The sequence below is a fragment of the Acetobacter oryzoeni genome (assembly GCF_004014775.2).
GTDB lineage: Bacteria > Pseudomonadota > Alphaproteobacteria > Acetobacterales > Acetobacteraceae > Acetobacter > Acetobacter oryzoeni.
The window spans coordinates 2,246,767-2,263,596 of record NZ_CP042808.1; the positions used below are offsets into that span (position 1 = coordinate 2,246,767).

The window sequence follows — 16,830 nt, forward strand, 5'->3', positions numbered from 1 at the left end:
AAAAACAAAATGACCGGGTTTTCTGTAATGAAATATCTGAACTTCCTACTCGCCTTGCCCTTTTTAGGGTTGCTCTGGACACCCCTGTATAACAGGCACGATCCTGTTTTATGGGGTTTTCCCTTTTTCTACTGGTACCAATTCGCATGGGTGCCCGTAACCTCTGTCCTTATCTGGATTGTCTGGAAAAAGGGACAAAGCACATGAACACCATAAACCCGTGGGCGCTTGGCGTTTTTGTTTTCTTTTTTGCTGCCACCATTGTTGTTGGCAGTTCCATACAATGGATACGCGGCCTGTTTCATGCCAAGCGTGACACCAATAGCCATGAAGAGTGGTCTTTGGGCGGGCGAGAATTTGGGCCGTGGGTAACGTGGTTTCTGGTTGGTGGAGATTTTTACACCGCCTATACTGTTATTGCCGTGCCCGCACTGGTGTATGCGGCGGGGGCATACGGCTTTTTTGCGCTGCCTTATACCATTATCGTTTACCCGTTCATTTTTCTTGTCATGCCTAAACTCTGGAAGCTTGCTCGTGCAGGCGGCCACGCCACAGCGGCAGATATTGTAAAGGCACGCTTTAACAGCCGGGCATTGGAGGTGGTTATCGCGTTAACCGGCCTGGTAGCGGTCATGCCCTATATTGCACTCCAGCTTATTGGTATCCGTACAGTAGTGCAGGCTTTGGGATTACCGGGCGATCTACCACTGATTATCGCCTTTATTTCTCTTGCCGCTTACACATGGCTGGGGGGACTGCACGCACCAGCGCTTACGGCCTTTATCAAGGATATTATGATCTATATTGCCGTACTGGTGGCGGTAACTGTTATTCCTTTGCACACCGGCGGTTACAGCGCGCTGTTCGCCACGGCGGCACATGCCGATACGGTACTTAAAACCGGGCAAGGTTTACCCTATGCCACACTCGCGCTTTCTTCCGCTCTGGCTGCCTTTTTATACCCCCATACACTTACAGGGATTCTGGCATCTCGCTCGGCAGATACCATCAAACAGAATGCCGTTTTTTTACCGGCATACACCATTGTATTGGGGCTTATCGCCATGCTGGGTTTTATGGCGCATGCAGCGGGCATTAACACCACCAATACGTCCATGGTTGTGCCTCTGCTGTTCCAAAGCGTCTTTCCGGCATGGTTTGCCGGTTTTTGCCTTGCTGCCATTGCCGTGGGTGCGTTGGTGCCGGCGGCCGTTATGGCCATTGGCGCAGCAAATCTGGTCACCAACAATCTGCTTCCCGCACAAGCTAACCCGGTGCGTGCCAGCCGCATTACAGCGTTCATCGTTAAAATTGGCGCGCTGATTTGCGTATTGTTCCTGAACGCGCAATTTGCCATTGATTTCCAGCTTCTGGGAGGGGTGTTTATTCTACAAACATTCCCTGCGCTTATTCTGGGCCTGTTACGTGTGCGCTTTTCTGCCGCCGCTATGTTGACGGGATGGGCTGTAGGCACAGTATTTGGCGTTGGCATGTGCTGGATGGACGGCTTGAAACCTATTCACCCCATTAATCTGGGGCTGTTTTCAGGCAATATTTCTACGGGCCTACTTTCTCTGGTTATCAATATTGCCATGGTTGCACTTGTATCTGTAATGGCTCCCGCCAAACAGGATATCCCAGCTAAAACCACAGCCTAACACAATAGATGTTAAGAAGAGGGCTTATACCTCAAGCCCTCTTTCATTTTTAGAGAGTCAGCCGTTCCCATTAAAAATTCAGAAAAACGACCGGCCCTTTTTCCCGATATCCTGTTTTCTGAAACTCCAGTGTCTGATCTCGTACAAGCTGGTACAGATCTATCCCTTTCTGGCGTGCTGGCCCTTCCAGTTCTGCATATATATCTTCAAGCAGGTAGCCTTTCTGCCCCTCCTGCCGTGCAAGCAAGGGAGAACGCTTCTGCTGGCGGCATGTTTCCAAAAACACACTCAAAGCTGCTTCACCTTGCGGTTGCAAATCCATAGGGGAACACGCCAGAAAATCCACCTCTGCGTTCAAGCCTATAAAAACCCCACGAAACATGCGGCTGCTGGCATTAAAGCTGATAACAGCCGGAATGCCGCCGATAAACATCATATCCCGACCAGAAACCGACATTGTTGGGAATCTGCTCCTTCTGTTTCAAACATAGGTGCTGCTATACTCTTTGCATGCTGTGCCAGACTGCGCACACCACCGCAAACACTTTCCACACAGAGCTTCCTGCATGAAAGACAACCATCCCGCGCAACTGGATTTTCTTTTGCCAGATACACGGCCAGAGTATGTGCAGTTAGATACAGGTGCTGTGTTATTGCCCTGTTTCGCCCTGCACAATGCTGAAGCTTGTATGCGAGCTATTCATCATATTGCGCAGCAGGCTCCATTCAGGAAGATGCATACTCCTGGTGGAGGGCAGATGTCTGTAGCCATGACATGTTGCGGAACATTTGGGTGGGTGAGCACATTACAAGGTTACAGCTATACCAAAGTAAACCCATTTACTGGCCAACCTTGGCCAGATATGCCTGCCATTTTTCAAGCTCTGGCACACAAGGCTGCCCAGAAAGCAGGCTTTGCACAGTTTCAGCCAAATGCCTGCCTTATCAATTCTTACAGCCCCGGTGCCCGTATGGGGCTGCATCAAGACCGAGATGAAGGGTGTACGGATCAGCCCGTGGTTTCTCTCTCATTTGGATTGGAAGCAACTTTTCTGTGGGGTGGTCTCAAAAGATCAGACCCTACCCGGCAAATTTTGCTCAAAGATGGAGATGTGCTGGTATGGGGTGGGCCTGATCGCCTACGCTTTCATGGAATTAAACCCCTCCGCCAAGACACACACTCCCGAACAGGAGAAACACGCCTGAATATCACATTCAGATTCGTTGCTTCTTGAACAAACCGCATTTTATTATAAGGCAGAACAAGTATGCCCTCTCCCGCTTTGAGCCGACGTATTCTGCTGTTGGGTATGACAAACCTGTTCTACATGCCGATAAAGAAAAGTATGGCCTCCGAGACAAAAAACCACTTTGCACAAGTGGAACAGATTTTTCAGGATGCCGTCAAAACCCATAAAACACCGGGAGCCGTTGCTGCCATTGGCCATAAAGGCCGCGTGGTTTGGAAAGGTGTGTTCGGGCAACGTGCACTTGTGCCTCATCCTGAGGGCATGACATGGGATACGCTGTTTGATATGGCGTCTCTCACCAAAGTGCTTATTACCGCCCCTGCCATCATGCAGCTTTATGAACGCGGATTAGTGCAACTGGATACTCCTGTTTGCCATTACCTTCCTGAATTTTCCGGACAGGGCAAACAGGATATTACTGTCCGACAGTTGCTCACTCACTATTCCGGCCTGCCACCAGATCTGGACCTTTCAACACCATGGATAGGCCGTAATACAGCTATACACATGGCGTTTTCCTGCACCCCTATCCACCCTGCCGGAGAACAGTTTGTCTATAGTGATATCAATTTCATCCTGCTTGGGCTGATTGTAGAAAAACTCTCAGGCCTGACCTTACAAGACTATGCAACTCAAAATATTCTCAAACCACTCGGCCTAAAAAGAACTTTTTTTACGCCCATACCGGCACTTTACAGCACCATTGCCCCTACTCAGTATGATGAAAAAGGGACACTCCTCCGTGGTATTGTGCATGACCCCACAACACGGCGAATGGGTGGCGTTGCAGGCCACGCAGGGTTGTTTTCCTGCGCAGATGACATGACCCACTACGCCATTGCGCTGCTTAACAAGCGCGCCGGGCGTTCCTCCCCTTTTCCGCTCAAGGCAGAAACTCTGGTTATGATGTCATCACCGCAACAACCTGTGGGTAAAACAGACCAACGTGGTTTAGGATGGGATATTGCAACCCACTATTCTACCCCGCGAGGAGATTACTTTCCTGTAGGATCATTTGGTCACACCGGCTTTACGGGCACATCTTTATGGTTGGTGCCACAAACAGACAGCTTTGTTCTGATTTTAACAAACCGGGTTCACCCTTATGGAAAGGGCAATGTTGTTGCCTTAAGGCATAATGTGGCTTCTGCGGCTGCACTTGCCTTAGAGCAGCTTTAAAGAAGCAGTTTGAAAGGTAAGTTCTTCTCAATGTTTACACAGGGGTTGCGCCCACAAACACTGAAAAGAACTTACCTAATTATATAAAAATGACGCGATAAATTTAGTCTTCCTGCCGCGCCATCCGCGCCTGACGTTCCAGCCATTTTTGTGCAGATACTTTGCGAGATGGATCAAGCATACGGTAAAGGCGGATCACATCATGCTCATCCGGTGTAATCACCAGTTCAATATCTTCCTGCACATAACCTGTCAGAAAAATTTCTGGATCAACATTAAAAAGTGCAGCCAGCTTGGGAATATGCTTTCTAGCGCTTCCTTCGCGTCCGGTTTCCCAAAAAGCGATAGCTGGCCTTGAAACCCCCAGCGCATCCGCAACCTGCTGCTGTGTAAGTCCAGCAGATTTACGCAGGATTTTGATCCTTTGTCCAAGATCTATCCCGGGTGAAATAACGTCGTCCTGGTCAGCCATTGTTCTTTATACCCATTGCTCCAGAGTTACCGTGGTTCTTGTAGCATGCCCAATATTTTATGGTTGTCATTCTACAAAGTATGACAAACCACTGAAAACTTAATAACCTGATAACATGTTTTCTTATATCCAGTAAGTAATCTTAGTTTTATAGAAATGCAAAAGCAAAAACTTCCTTTTTTCAGAAAACGTATAATATTAGTCATTATCTAACATAATAACTCAAATATAGAATATTAATTCTCTCTAAATATTGCATGTATCACAATGCAGCTATCTCCGTACAAAAGATGTGTCATATTGACACCTTTAAATACCCCTATAAGGTGTAATTGAAATACATTTTATACGGAATCCTCCTCATGCCTTCTCCACTTGATGCAAAAACAATCTCAATCATAAAAGCCTGCGTTCCTGCTCTTGAGGCATACGGGTTGGATATTACGCGGGAGATGTACAAACGCCTACTGTCCAACCCCGATATCCGGGACCTTTTCAACATGTCTCACCAAAAAGATGGTGAACAACCTAAAGCCCTTGCCTTAGCTGTGCTGGCTTATGCGCGTAACATTGATAACCTTGGCGCCTTAGGCGGTATGGTTGAACGCATTACTGAAAAACACGTTGGCCTGAATATTCTGCCCAAACACTACCCCTATGTAGCAGACGCACTTTTGGGAGCGATTGCGCAGGTATTGGGAAATGCCGCCACCCCCGAAATTCTGGAAGCATGGGGCAAAGCTTACTGGTTCTTGGCAGAAATTCTCATTAGCCGTGAAGAGCAGATTTATGAAGCCCATGCAGCAGCCCCCGGCGGATGGGTAGGTTGGCGGCCCTTTACGGTACGGCGCAAAGTGCGTGAAAGTGACACCATTACATCCTTCGAACTGGTACCAGTCGATAACAAACCCATTATGAAGCACGAAGCCGGGCAATATCTCAGCTTCAAGCTAGATGTTCCGGGGCACGGTTCACAACGCCGCAACTACAGTATTTCTTCCGAACCCGGTGCGGATCATTACCGCATTAGTGTGCGTCGTGCAGATGGTGGTGTGGTGTCTCAATGGTTACATGATACCGTACAAGAAGGGCAAATGCTGGACGTTTCTGCACCAGCAGGAGACTTTACGCCCGAAACAGAAAAAAACAGCAAAATCGTTCTCCTGTGCGCAGGTGTGGGGCAAACACCTTTTATTTCTACTTTGGGTGCATTTCTGAAAGATGGAACCAAGCGTGATATCCATTACATCCACGGCGTCCATACGGCACAGGATGAAGCATTTTCCGACTACATATACGACCTAGCCGAAAAAGATGCTCTCAAAGCCGATATTTTCTATAGTCATTCCCCCGCCCCCACCAACCGTTCGAGCAAGAACGTGACACTGCATGAAGGCAGAGTGACCGCAGAATGGCTTAAACCCCGCATAGATATCATGGCAGATTACAATATCTGTGGGCCTGATAGTTTTATGCGAGACATGATTAAAGCTCTGACAGAAGCCGGCGTGCCGGAAAAACAAATCCACTATGAATTCTTTGGATCTGCCGCTGATGCGGAACTTGTAAGCGCGTAATTACGTAACCGCCTCTCTATTTCATGCAGAATAGAGAGGCTATTTTTAAGCTCTAATCTGCAATTCTGGTGCGCTCAGAATGACGTAGTATGCGTGAAAGCCAGTTACCCAAGGCTTGCATACCCGTTACCAGCACAATCAAAACGGCCACCACCCCTAACATCACCGTTGTATTGAAACGTTGATAGCCATAACGGATAGCCAGGTCTCCCAAACCACCGGCCCCAATGGTACCTGCCATAGCTGATGCGCCCACCAGAGTGACCAATGTAACTGTTATGCCGGATACAAGCGCTGGCATGCTTTCTGGCAGCAAAACATACCGTATAACCATCCACCGCGTTCCGCCCATGGCGCGCACGGCATCCACCAACCCATGATCCACCTCCCGCAGGGAAACCTCGGCAATACGCGCAAAATACGGAATAGCGGCGATGGAAAGAGGAACAATGGCAGCTGTTGTGCCCAACGCACTACCCACAACCATTCGGGTAAATGGAATAAGCAACACCAGCAGAATAATAAATGGCACAGCTCGGATGGCATCAATCACCACACCAAGCAAACGTGGCAGTACAGGCAATGGGTAAAGGCCACCCCGGCCGGCTACAACCATAAAAACGGCCAATGGCAGCCCAAAGAGTACTGCAATAAACCCAGATACCAGCACCATTATCAGCGTTTCGCCTGTGGCATGCCATAGCAGATCAAGAATGAGCCGGGACATATCCTACCACTTCTGCTGCATGACAATTTTGCTGAAGAAAGTTCATGGTTGCGACGGAAACATCCCCAACCTGTAAAAGAACATCCAAAACCTGATATTCCGCATCTTCGGCAGGAATAACGCGTAGCAAAGATGCCTGTGTCTGGCACATCTCCTGCACATTTTGCAGCAATGGCGCCATTATCAGATGTTGATCCACCGTTAACCTTACCACCGCATGGCTACCCTCCTGCGGGCTATGTTCCATATTGGAGGGTAAAGCTGCTTGCAGGCTGGTTTCTTCCAGAATATCAGCAGGCAGGCCACGAGCTATAATTCGGCCATGATCCAGCACCAGAACATGCTTGGCCAATGTACGCACAACGTCCATTTCATGCGTAATGAAAACAATGGTCAGCCCCAATTCACGATTGATGCTGTTTAACAAAGCCAATATCGACTCTGTTGTTTCGGGGTCCAGTGCAGAAGTCGCTTCATCGCACAATAGCAAGGCAGGTTGTGCAGCAAGGGCGCGGGCAATACCCACCCGCTGCTTTTGCCCGCCAGACAACATGGCCGGGTATTTATTGGCATGATCAGCCAAACCCACCAGATCAAGCAATTCCGCTACACGCTTTACCCGCTGATCGCGCGGTATACCCGCAATTTCCAATGGCAGCGCTACATTGTCCGCAACGGTGCGGGATGTCAGCAAATTAAAATGCTGAAACACCAGCCCGATACGCCGCCGCAAAGGAATGATCTGAGATTCTGGCAGAACCGCCAGATCCTGCCCTTCTAGCAGGATACGCCCGGATTGAGGACGATCCAGCCCGCATAGGCACCGCAACAGGGTGGACTTTCCCGCCCCCGAACGCCCGATGATGCCAAGGCTATCGCCTTTTTCCACCGTAAAAGAAATATCCTTGAGGGCAGGCTGCCCGCCAAATGAGCGGGTAAGATGTTCAACCTGTAAAAGACTCATGACCAACCCGGCACAACTGCACCATGAAAAGCCTGTGCCAGCGCCTGTTTGACATTATCCTGCTGAAAAGCTGAAACAAGCTTGCTGACCCACGGTGCATTTTTGTCTGCCTCGTTTACCGCAATAAAGCAGACATACGGATTATTTTGCGGGGCTTCCTGTGCAATCCGCTCTTTCTGCAGATTAATACCCGCTTTGTTGGCCCAATCTGTATTCACCACAGCCGCATCCATATCAGGCAGTGCGCGCCCTACCATTCCGGCATCCATTTCTTTTACAGAAATCTGGCGTGGATTTTCGGTAATATCTAATGCTGTGGGCACCAGGCCGGCATCTTCCGCCACTTTGATCAGCCCCAGTTTCTGCAACAGCAAAAGGGCGCGCCCCTCATTCGTCGGGTCATTCGGCACGCCAATCACGGCTTTATTTGGCAGTTCTGCAACTGACTTCCAGCGCCGAGAATACAAACCTATAGGCGACAGATACGTATTGCCAACAGGCACAATGTGGAAATTTTTGGCTTTGTTCTGCGCTTCCAGAAATGGTCCATGCTGGAACGCATTTGCATCCAGTTCGTGCTCAGCCAATGCCTCATTCGGCGCATTGTAATCTGAAAACGGAATAATTTTGAGAGTCAGCCCTTCCTTGGCAGCGTTTTCAGCCACCACGCGCCAGACATCTTCATCCTCACCAGCAATAATGCCGATGCGCAAAACCTGACCATCAGCATGAGCAATACCGTAGGGGGCCATCATGGCCACGCCCATTCCGGCAAGCATTACCCTACGGGATAAAAAGGACGAAGACATGATTTATAGTCCATTCCAGATAAATACGATTTGGTGTGTATAAACAGAAAATAACACGCAGATGTCAAGTTTATACGGGAGAACTGCCTGAACACTCCTTCACCCTTTGAACACAGGCCCTTCTGGCAGCAATTTGCCGGGGTTGAGAATGTTCAGCGGATCCAGTGTTGCTTTCAACGCCCGCATGACAGACAGAGCCCCTGCCCCATGCTCGGTTTCAAGAAACTCCAGTTTTCCCAAGCCCACACCATGTTCACCACTGCATGAACCACCCATTGCCAAAGCACGTGCAACAATCTTGCGGTCAAGATTAAGCGCACGTGCATGCCCGGCATCGTTATCTTCTGTCATGATCAGGGTATGAAAATTGCCATCACCCACATGCCCCAAAATAGCAGCCTGCAAGCCGGAAGCTGCTATATCCTGCCGAACGCCATCTATCAGATCCGCAAGGCGTGAAATAGGCACAATACAATCCGTGCTGATCACACGTGCGGCTGGATCAACAGCTTTAGCTGCCCAGAACGCATTATGTCGCGCTTTCCAAAGGCGTGCACGCTCATCTGCCGTATCTGCCCACATAAAGCGCAGCCCGTTGTTTTCACGCGCGATCTCTTCCGTAACACTTACCTGTTCACGCACAGATTCTGGTGCACCAGCAAATTCAAAAAACAGGGTTGTAAGAGGCTGCAAATCTGTGAGGCCAGAGTAGCTGATACTGGCCGCCATCTGCACTTCGTCCATCAGTTCCACACGGGCAATAGGCACGCCCATCTGGATAATCTCAATAGCCGTGCTGACAGCATCATGCAGATTTTCAAATTGGCAAATAGCAGCCGAAAGCTGTTCGGGAATACCATGCAGGCGCAACTGCACCTCTGTAATAATTCCTAACGTGCCTTCTGAGCCGACAAACAAAGAAGTAAGATCATACCCTGTGGAAGACTTGCGTACACGCCCCCCAGTGCGAATAACCTCCCCATTCGCCAGAACAACTGTTAGCCCAAGCACATTTTCCTTCATGGTGCCGTAACGCACTGCAGCTGTGCCAGAAGCTCGTGTAGCGCACATGCCTCCCAATGTTGCTTCACCACCCGGATCCACCGGGAAAAACAGCCCCGTATCCCGCAACTGCACATTCAAATCTTGCCGGGTCAGGCCGGCTTGCACACGGCAATCCAGATCCGCCGGGTTTACTTCCAACACCTCTGTCAGACGGGAAAGATCAAGGCTGATGGCATGTTCTGGGGGCGTGACATGCCCTTCTACGGATGTACCTGCACCAAAGGCAACCACCGGAACCCGATGATGATGGCAAAGCTTGAGCACTTCAGATACATCGGCCGTGCTCTCAGCAAACACCACAGCCGTTGGCATGCGGGACACCTGCAAAGCCTCTCCATGGCTGTGGGCTTCACAAACGGATTCATTGCACGAAACACGTTCACCAAACTGCGCTTTCAGTTGCGCTAGCACAGCCTCAACCCGTTTGGCTGCATCTGCATGAGATAATGAAGTGCTTGTCATGCTCTATCCTGTTTTCCCGATAAATGGCGGTTAAAACCTGCAGGTAACAATGCCGCAAATATCAACGATGTGGTGTTGTATCTTAAATCAATAACGAGGTGAGATCACACGATGGCGTACAACCTCTCCAACAATAACAAGGGCCGGACTTTGTATCTGCTGTTCCGCCACCATATCTGGTAACGTTGCCAATGTGCCTTCGCATACTCTCTGCTCTGGCAACGTACCTTTTTCTACCACCGCAACGGGCCAGTTTTCAGGCAATCCGTGCTTAACAAGCTGAGCACAAAGCTGGGAAAGCATTGTCAGCCCCATGTAAATCACTACTGTCTGATTTTTAAGGGCGATGGTTTCCCATTCCAGATTCAGCACGCCATCTGCGCGTGCATGTCCCGTAATAAACAGACATGCCTGTGCGCAATCACGATGTGTCAGCGGAATACCCGCATATGCAGCACATCCATTAGCTGCAGAAATACCCGGAACAATTCTGAAAGACACGCCAGCCTCTACCAATGTTTCCAGCTCTTCCCCACCGCGGCCGAATATAAAAGGATCTCCACCTTTTAGACGCAGAACCCGTTGGCCGGCTTGCGCACGACGTACAAGTTCATGATTGATGTCTTCCTGCGGCAATGTATGGCGGTTGCGCTTTTTTCCTACAAAAACACGCTCAGCATCTCGCCGCACGTAATTCAGGATTTCTGGCCCTACCAAGTTATCATACAAAATAACATCGGCATCCTGCATAAGGCGCAAAGCCGCCAGAGTAAGCAGATCAGGATTACCCGGGCCGGCCCCTACCAACCAGACCTCGCCACGCGCAGCATTACCTACTTCCAATTCCTGTAGCTTCCGTGTGGCTTCAGCCGTATCTCGTGCCAGTGCTGCGCGTGCACCTTCCCCATCCAGAAAATGTTCCCACAATTGCCGACGAGCAGAGGTGTCTGGAATACGCTGGCGCAACTCATCCCGTATGGCAGACATAAAATCTGCCAGATGATGCAAACCTTCTGGCAAAACACGCTCGACCATTGTTCTGAGCCTACGTGCGAGTACAGGAGCTGCTCCTCCTGTGGAAATAGCAACCTGCACCTTCCCACGTGTAACCAGTGCTGGCGTAATAAATGTAGAAATAGCCGGATCATCTACAGCACAAACCGGCACGTTTTGCGCTTTGCAAAGAGTCGCAAGTGTTTGGTTCAGATCCCGGTCATTCGTCGCTAAATAAACCAGACGGCAGCCAGCAAGCCGTGGCCGTAAATCCTGTTCAGAAGTATCCTGCGCAAGATGGTGTATGGCACCTTTATCTACCAGCCGCTCAAGCTCTGGACACAAGAAAGCTGAAAGCACTTCAACACGCGCACCTGTGGAGACAAGAAGTTGCACCTTGCTGGCAGCAACATTTCCGCCACCCACAACAAGAACCCGCTCGCCTTCCATGCGAAACACAACGGGAAACCAACCTGTATTTTCTGACAAACCTTGCATAATGCCTCTGCAAGCAGTCTTCTGGCCCAGATGCAAGAGGCCAAACACCTTAAACGCAAAAAAGATTTCCAGAACCTGCTTTTACGCACAAAAACCACTATCATATTGAAGATGGCTAATAGCTTCTAAGCATGCCCCTCAAACGTTTGAAGTGTTATAATGTCTGCTGCTAGGTGCAGCCCCCATGAACCAACACTGGCGTTATTTTGAAGTGACGCACTCATTATAATAACGCCATTTCCGCCACGTTTCATAATCCGTATCAGGCCAGAACGCGCACAAATTCAGTGCTTTGCCTGCATTTTCGTATCAAACAAGTAAACACTCTAAAGAATCCTCTTGTGTTAAAGATATTTTTCTCGTAGGAAGCCGCATCAGCCTCTTGTCCCGTTCGTCTAGAGGCCTAGGACACCGCCCTTTCACGGCGGCAACACGGGTTCGAATCCCGTACGGGACGCCACTTCTGTGCGAAAACAAGAGTCTTCGGGCTTCGCTTGAGATACGCTGTTTTATCAATCTCCCCTTCTCTTCCACAAATACGAATTTCCTTATCATCAACCTCTACAAGGTTGACGATCCAGCGGAGATCCTCCTTGCACATGGCAATGGAGCCATCATGAAGCTTCACCCGCAGGCTATGAAAAAAACTCTCTAAAATGACACCTCATTAGAAAAATATTTTCGGTTAAACTGTGTAAGCTATTTTTTTACGGTACCAGACCAAGCCATTCTGAGGCTCCTGCTCATAAACAATATCGACCACTGAGGCGATAATGATTGTGTGCGTTTGTGTCTCAATCGTCTGCGCAATCATACAATCAAAAGATACGGTAGATCCGGCAAGCAGCGGTGCACCGCTGTTACGCTTATTCCATTTTGCAAGAGCGAACCGCTCAGTTTGAGTCAAAGAGCGGTTACTAAAACCTGCACAGAGTTCTTCTTGCGAAGGGGCCAGTACATTAACGGAAAGACATTGATGAACCAGAATATGGTCATGTGCTGTTGTGCTTTTATTGACACAGACAAGCAAGGTGGGTGGTGCATCAGAAACACTGCATACCGCAGTAGCTGTAAATCCATAGCAGCCATTTTTGCCATCTGTTGCGATAATACAAATAGCACCAGGCACAAGAGACATACCATTACGAAATTTTTGAGAATCTACTGCAAGGAAAAGCGTTGTTTGTGACATGACATTTGTTTCCAATTATCAGAAATCAATCTGAACAGTGCCAAAATATTGCCGAGGAGCGCCCAAAACGACGGATTGGTAATCTCCAGACATGGGAAAGCCATTTTGCCCCATTGTGGAGATGTAGTGCTCGTTAGTAATATTATAAACATTAAAGCTTAAGGATGCATGTTTGATAATATTCCCCACCTTTCCCTGATTAAACAGAGGCGTAAGGTCATATCTCGCTCCTACATTTGTCAGCCAATAAGCAGGCACTTTCTCATCCCCCGTATAGCTGAGGTTTCTGGTACCTATATATTGTGTATCAGCATGTATTTCGGCATCTCGCCATTTGTAGGAAATCTGACCTTTGTACATTAACCGCGGATAGGCAACTACCTGCTTACCCTTCAACCCATAAGTTACGTTTCCAGAGCTCGTGGTTTCTGTCACGTTATCTGAGTAAGTTGCATGATTATAACTAATGCTACTGGCTAATTGCAGCCCCTCCAATGGCCGTAGCACAAATCCTGCATCTACGCCGTTCATACTTACACCACCAACATTTTTGATAACAGTATATGGATTATTGGGGTTTCCGGTTGAAATCTGTTGCAAGCGGTTAGAAAAATCTGTGTGATACGCATAAACATTCCCGGTAATCAGGTGGGATGTATAACGATACCCTACGGCGTAATTCCAATCAGTTTCTGATGTCAAACCGGCTTTAGATGCATCAAAGGCAGCTTGTGTTGTTGCAAAAGGTGAAGCTCCACTATTGTAACCTGCTACAGGTAAAACCTTCACATTATTGGCAATATCAAAATAAAACTGATGCCCCGGTAAAAAGCTCCATTGGCCGCTAATATGCGGCAGAAATGGCTTGCTTGTGGTAATACCATCGCCACCGGCAATAGCATCTGTTCGGGTATAGGTAGGCCAGTTTGCCAACTGCCCTACGCGCGTGGTGTTGAGCACTGACCGAAAGCCAAAGTGGAATGCCAAATTAGACAGAGGATGATAAGTATCTTGCAGGTAAGCAACAAAAGTATTGGTATTAAAAACCTGCTCATATTCCCTTTGATAAGGAGATGTCAGGTGCATACCATCAACGGGACGTGCATTACCCGAAAGAACGTCTTCTAACAAAGGTTCTTCATAAGCTCTTTTATCGGCAACAAATTTTGTGTTTTCGTACCAGACGCCACCGTTAATTTCATTTTTGGCAATTGTATATGTCAGAGAAGAAAGCAAACCAAATCTATTGGTACTTGGCATGGTAGCCTGCTCAACAAAAGGTGCGCCATTCGGAGATGAAATAAGCGGACTTGTAACCGTTCCAACTTCCCACGAGCGATGACCATAAAAAGTAGAGTTCCAACGCAATCTATCTGTAAGCGCGAGATCAGCATTTACACCGCCAAAATATTGCCGCTGATTGCCCGCACCATCATAAAAAGAAGCCGTATATGGGCTAGAAAGATTTTGATAAGCAGCTGGCACACTGCCTCCAGGCATACCATTGGAGGCAAGAGCAAGACGGTATGCTGTTTCATAACCATTAGGTGTGCCAGCAAGATTATCAATATGATAGCCGCCGTGGCGGAACATATTCATACTGTAGTCCTGATAATTCTGCATTTCTTCATCAGCATAGTTAAAAAAAGCAGTCAGCTTGCTTTGCTCTCCAATAGGGTGCAGCAGCTTGGCATTCACCTGCTGCATGAACTGATTTTGTCCCCCGCGCCATTTATCTGTGTCATTCCGCATATAGGACACATAAAAACGTGTGCCTTGTTTATTCAGGTCACCACTATCCGCCCGCACAAAGGTATGAAACATGGAGTTGCTGCCAAAAGTTTGGCGCACTGTGCCCCCCGCTTTATGCGATGAATCTCGGGAAACAAACTGCACAGTTCCGCCCAGGTTACTGATACTGGCTGCTCCTTCAGACCCAGCAGAGGCAGATACATCTAGCCGACTGATATTTTCGGAAGAAATAGCGGCTGAAGGGCTAAGACCATTGGAATTGCTCCATAATTGTCCCCCTAAAGGCATACCGTCTAATGTCATGCCAATCTGGGATTGGTCAAAACCGTGCATCAAAAAGGATTGTCCCCACAGGTTCAGGCCTTGAGGGTCCGCAGAGTTATACATGACGCCGGGAAGGGTAGTGAGCGCTTTTAAGGCGTTAGTACCAGGTGCATAATTCGCAATTGTAGAGGCCGAAACGGGGGTAACAACCCAGTTGGCTTGCCTTTGCCCCTGTATATTCACGTGCTCTACAGAATGTGCATCAACGGCTGTGATGGTTTTCCTTTTTTGTTGAGACGTAACGGTATTACGTACCGCCGCCGGAGAATGTTCAGCATCTGCCTTGCTTTGTGCATGAGCCAAGTTTTCAGCCCAAAATACAAAGGATACAGCAAGCGCAGTTGTGGTGGCGTAGTGCCAAGCTCTTTTTGATTTCACTTTCGGCTCCAGAACATGGCATTTCACGTTAATTGTTCGTTATTATGAGATTCATAAAACAATGACTCAGAATCGTTTATTAGAATGCATTTACACTTAAATACGAGTCAACATGATAAAATTATAAATTGCAGAATTATGCGCTTGTTTGTTTCGTGGAATATGTGCCTAATACGAATCATGAGAGTGATTCGTAGACATGGAGAATCTTCCATGTGATTCGGGAAAACCTCTTTTTGTAGAAAGAAAATTAGAAACAGAATGGCAGAACCATTCTGCGCAGGAGGTTTAAGGTGTTGAAGCGAAATAGATCTGTTGAGCAGGAGCGGAGCTCTGTTTTGTGGGGGGAGGCGTTTCCGCTACAATATCCGACAGAAATAAGTGGATATGCTGTACTGCTGGAAGATATTCGCCAACAGTCTGCCAAGGCTGAAGTTGAACGCGCACTCCCTTTTGAGGCGATCAAGCGACTAAAACAGAGTGGTTTTACTGCTTTACGCGTGCCTGCACAGTATGGCGGGCTTGGGCGTCCGCTTTCTGAATTATTTTCTGCGGTTATTGATCTGGCAACAGCAGATTCAAATGTGGCACAGGCCCTGCGTGCACATTTTGGCTTTGTAGAACATCTGCTGTTTGAACAACCTTCCGCTTATACAGACCAATGGTTTGAGCGCGTTGGAAAAGGGGAAACAGCAGGAGCTGCCGCAGCCGAAAAAGGCACTGGGCGAGATCACTTTGCCACCACGGTTTCCCGCAAGAATGAACATTTTGTGATCAATGGAAGTAAATTTTTCACAACCGGCTCTTTATATGCCGATTGGTTGACCGTTACAGCCTCTACACAGGATGGCCAGACAGTTAAATGCCTTGCATCTCGCCATGATCCTGGGTTGAACATTGTTGATGATTGGGATGGAATTGGCCAGCGATTAACAGCAAGTGGCACAGCTCATTTTCAAGATGTGCGAGTGCATGATGATATCTTGCGTTACGGCAATACCGAGTTTCCGTATTCTCAAGCATTTTTCCAACTTTATCACCTCGCAACAGTGGCGGGCATTACGCAAGCGGCCGCTTTGGATATTGCGGGGGCTGTAAAAAACAGAAAACGAGCTTTTAGCCACGCTAACCACGAATTACCTGCGCAAGACCCTCAGATTCTGGAAATTGTGGGACAGGTTGCGTCTGCCGCGCATGCAGCCAGATCTATTGTCAGGCACGCAGCAGAAGCGCTGCAAGCTGCAGTAGATAAGAAAGATGAAGATAGAGGCCCCGATATTATCAAGGCAGAACTCGAAGTCTGGCAAGCTCAGGAAATTATCTTTCCGCTTACGTTAAATGCAACGTCTTTGTTGTTTGATGCCTTGGGAGGCACAGCAACATTGCGCAGCGCTGCACTAGATAGATATTGGCGCAATATCCGTACAATTGGTTGCCATAATCCACGGGTCTATCGCACCAGAATTGTGGGGGATTACTTGGTAAACGGCAATCCACCGCCCGGCCAATGGCGCGTAGGGACTGTTTGAA

The 16,830-nt window shown here is 48.4% G+C and carries 15 protein-coding genes and 1 tRNA gene; 7 read left to right on the forward strand and 9 right to left on the reverse strand.

The window, feature by feature from the left end; all coding sequences use genetic code 11:
* Window positions 1–9 precede the first annotated feature (9 nt).
* Window positions 10–207: a DUF3311 domain-containing protein gene (locus EOV40_RS10450; RefSeq protein ID WP_208729177.1), complete on the forward strand. Its 198-nt coding sequence runs from the start codon at window positions 10–12 to the stop codon at window positions 205–207.
* Entirely contained in the window at window positions 204–1,658 is a 1,455-nt protein-coding gene (locus EOV40_RS10455) for a sodium:solute symporter family protein (RefSeq protein ID WP_050820266.1), read from the forward strand. Before EOV40_RS10450 ends, EOV40_RS10455 begins: the two co-directional genes overlap by 4 nt.
* Window positions 1,659–1,728: 70 nt before the next feature.
* Here EOV40_RS10455 and EOV40_RS10460 read toward each other — a convergent pair whose 3' ends face one another.
* Window positions 1,729–2,115, reverse strand: coding sequence for a toxin-antitoxin system protein HicB (locus EOV40_RS10460; protein WP_128105917.1), 387 nt, complete (start codon window positions 2,113–2,115; stop codon window positions 1,729–1,731).
* A 109-nt stretch (window positions 2,116–2,224) separates the two neighbouring features.
* Between EOV40_RS10460 and alkB the strand changes: the two genes are divergently transcribed.
* On the forward strand, window positions 2,225–2,893 hold the full coding sequence (gene alkB / locus EOV40_RS10465; protein WP_128105918.1) for a DNA oxidative demethylase AlkB: 669 nt from the start codon (window positions 2,225–2,227) through the stop codon (window positions 2,891–2,893).
* A gap of 33 nt (window positions 2,894–2,926) precedes the next feature.
* A complete protein-coding gene (locus EOV40_RS10470) occupies window positions 2,927–4,087 on the forward strand; it encodes a serine hydrolase domain-containing protein (RefSeq protein WP_128105919.1) in 1,161 nt (386 codons plus the stop codon).
* 103 nt (window positions 4,088–4,190) lie between these two features.
* Here EOV40_RS10470 and EOV40_RS10475 read toward each other — a convergent pair whose 3' ends face one another.
* Complete coding sequence (locus EOV40_RS10475; RefSeq protein WP_003626381.1) at window positions 4,191–4,559, reverse strand: helix-turn-helix domain-containing protein; 369 nt, start codon at window positions 4,557–4,559, stop codon at window positions 4,191–4,193.
* A 362-nt stretch (window positions 4,560–4,921) separates the two neighbouring features.
* On the opposite strand from EOV40_RS10475, the gene hmpA reads away from it, so the two are divergent.
* Complete coding sequence (hmpA, locus tag EOV40_RS10480; protein WP_128105920.1) at window positions 4,922–6,136, forward strand: NO-inducible flavohemoprotein; 1,215 nt, start codon at window positions 4,922–4,924, stop codon at window positions 6,134–6,136.
* A 52-nt stretch (window positions 6,137–6,188) separates the two neighbouring features.
* Here the strand turns inward: hmpA and EOV40_RS10485 are convergent, their stop codons facing one another.
* The 5 genes from EOV40_RS10485 to cysG form a co-directional block, all read right to left on the reverse strand.
* Complete coding sequence (locus EOV40_RS10485) at window positions 6,189–6,863, reverse strand: methionine ABC transporter permease (protein WP_128105921.1); 675 nt, start codon at window positions 6,861–6,863, stop codon at window positions 6,189–6,191.
* Window positions 6,844–7,827 (reverse strand): methionine ABC transporter ATP-binding protein, encoded by a 984-nt coding sequence (locus tag EOV40_RS10490; RefSeq protein WP_050818488.1) that lies wholly within the window; start codon window positions 7,825–7,827, stop codon window positions 6,844–6,846. Before EOV40_RS10490 ends, EOV40_RS10485 begins: the two co-directional genes overlap by 20 nt.
* Window positions 7,824–8,636, reverse strand: coding sequence for a MetQ/NlpA family ABC transporter substrate-binding protein (locus tag EOV40_RS10495; RefSeq protein ID WP_128105922.1), 813 nt, complete (start codon window positions 8,634–8,636; stop codon window positions 7,824–7,826). Before EOV40_RS10495 ends, EOV40_RS10490 begins: the two co-directional genes overlap by 4 nt.
* A gap of 99 nt (window positions 8,637–8,735) precedes the next feature.
* Window positions 8,736–10,163: an FAD-binding oxidoreductase gene (locus EOV40_RS10500; protein WP_128105923.1), complete on the reverse strand. Its 1,428-nt coding sequence runs from the start codon at window positions 10,161–10,163 to the stop codon at window positions 8,736–8,738.
* An 87-nt stretch (window positions 10,164–10,250) separates the two neighbouring features.
* Complete coding sequence (gene cysG / locus EOV40_RS10505; RefSeq protein WP_128105924.1) at window positions 10,251–11,654, reverse strand: siroheme synthase CysG; 1,404 nt, start codon at window positions 11,652–11,654, stop codon at window positions 10,251–10,253.
* A 384-nt stretch (window positions 11,655–12,038) separates the two neighbouring features.
* Between cysG and EOV40_RS10510 the strand changes: the two genes are divergently transcribed.
* A tRNA-Glu gene (locus tag EOV40_RS10510) sits at window positions 12,039–12,114 on the forward strand.
* A gap of 225 nt (window positions 12,115–12,339) precedes the next feature.
* On the opposite strand, the gene EOV40_RS10515 is transcribed toward EOV40_RS10510, so the two are convergent.
* Window positions 12,340–12,846 (reverse strand): flavin reductase, encoded by a 507-nt coding sequence (locus EOV40_RS10515; RefSeq protein ID WP_128105925.1) that lies wholly within the window; start codon window positions 12,844–12,846, stop codon window positions 12,340–12,342.
* Between the two features lie 18 nt (window positions 12,847–12,864).
* Window positions 12,865–15,327: a TonB-dependent receptor gene (locus tag EOV40_RS10520; RefSeq protein WP_244296904.1), complete on the reverse strand. Its 2,463-nt coding sequence runs from the start codon at window positions 15,325–15,327 to the stop codon at window positions 12,865–12,867.
* Between the two features lie 269 nt (window positions 15,328–15,596).
* On the opposite strand from EOV40_RS10520, the gene EOV40_RS10525 reads away from it, so the two are divergent.
* Window positions 15,597–16,829 carry an acyl-CoA dehydrogenase family protein gene (locus tag EOV40_RS10525; RefSeq protein WP_128105926.1) on the forward strand — a complete coding sequence of 411 codons (1,233 nt, stop codon included), beginning with the start codon at window positions 15,597–15,599 and terminating at the stop codon, window positions 16,827–16,829.
* The last annotated feature ends 1 nt before the right edge of the window (window position 16,830 follow it).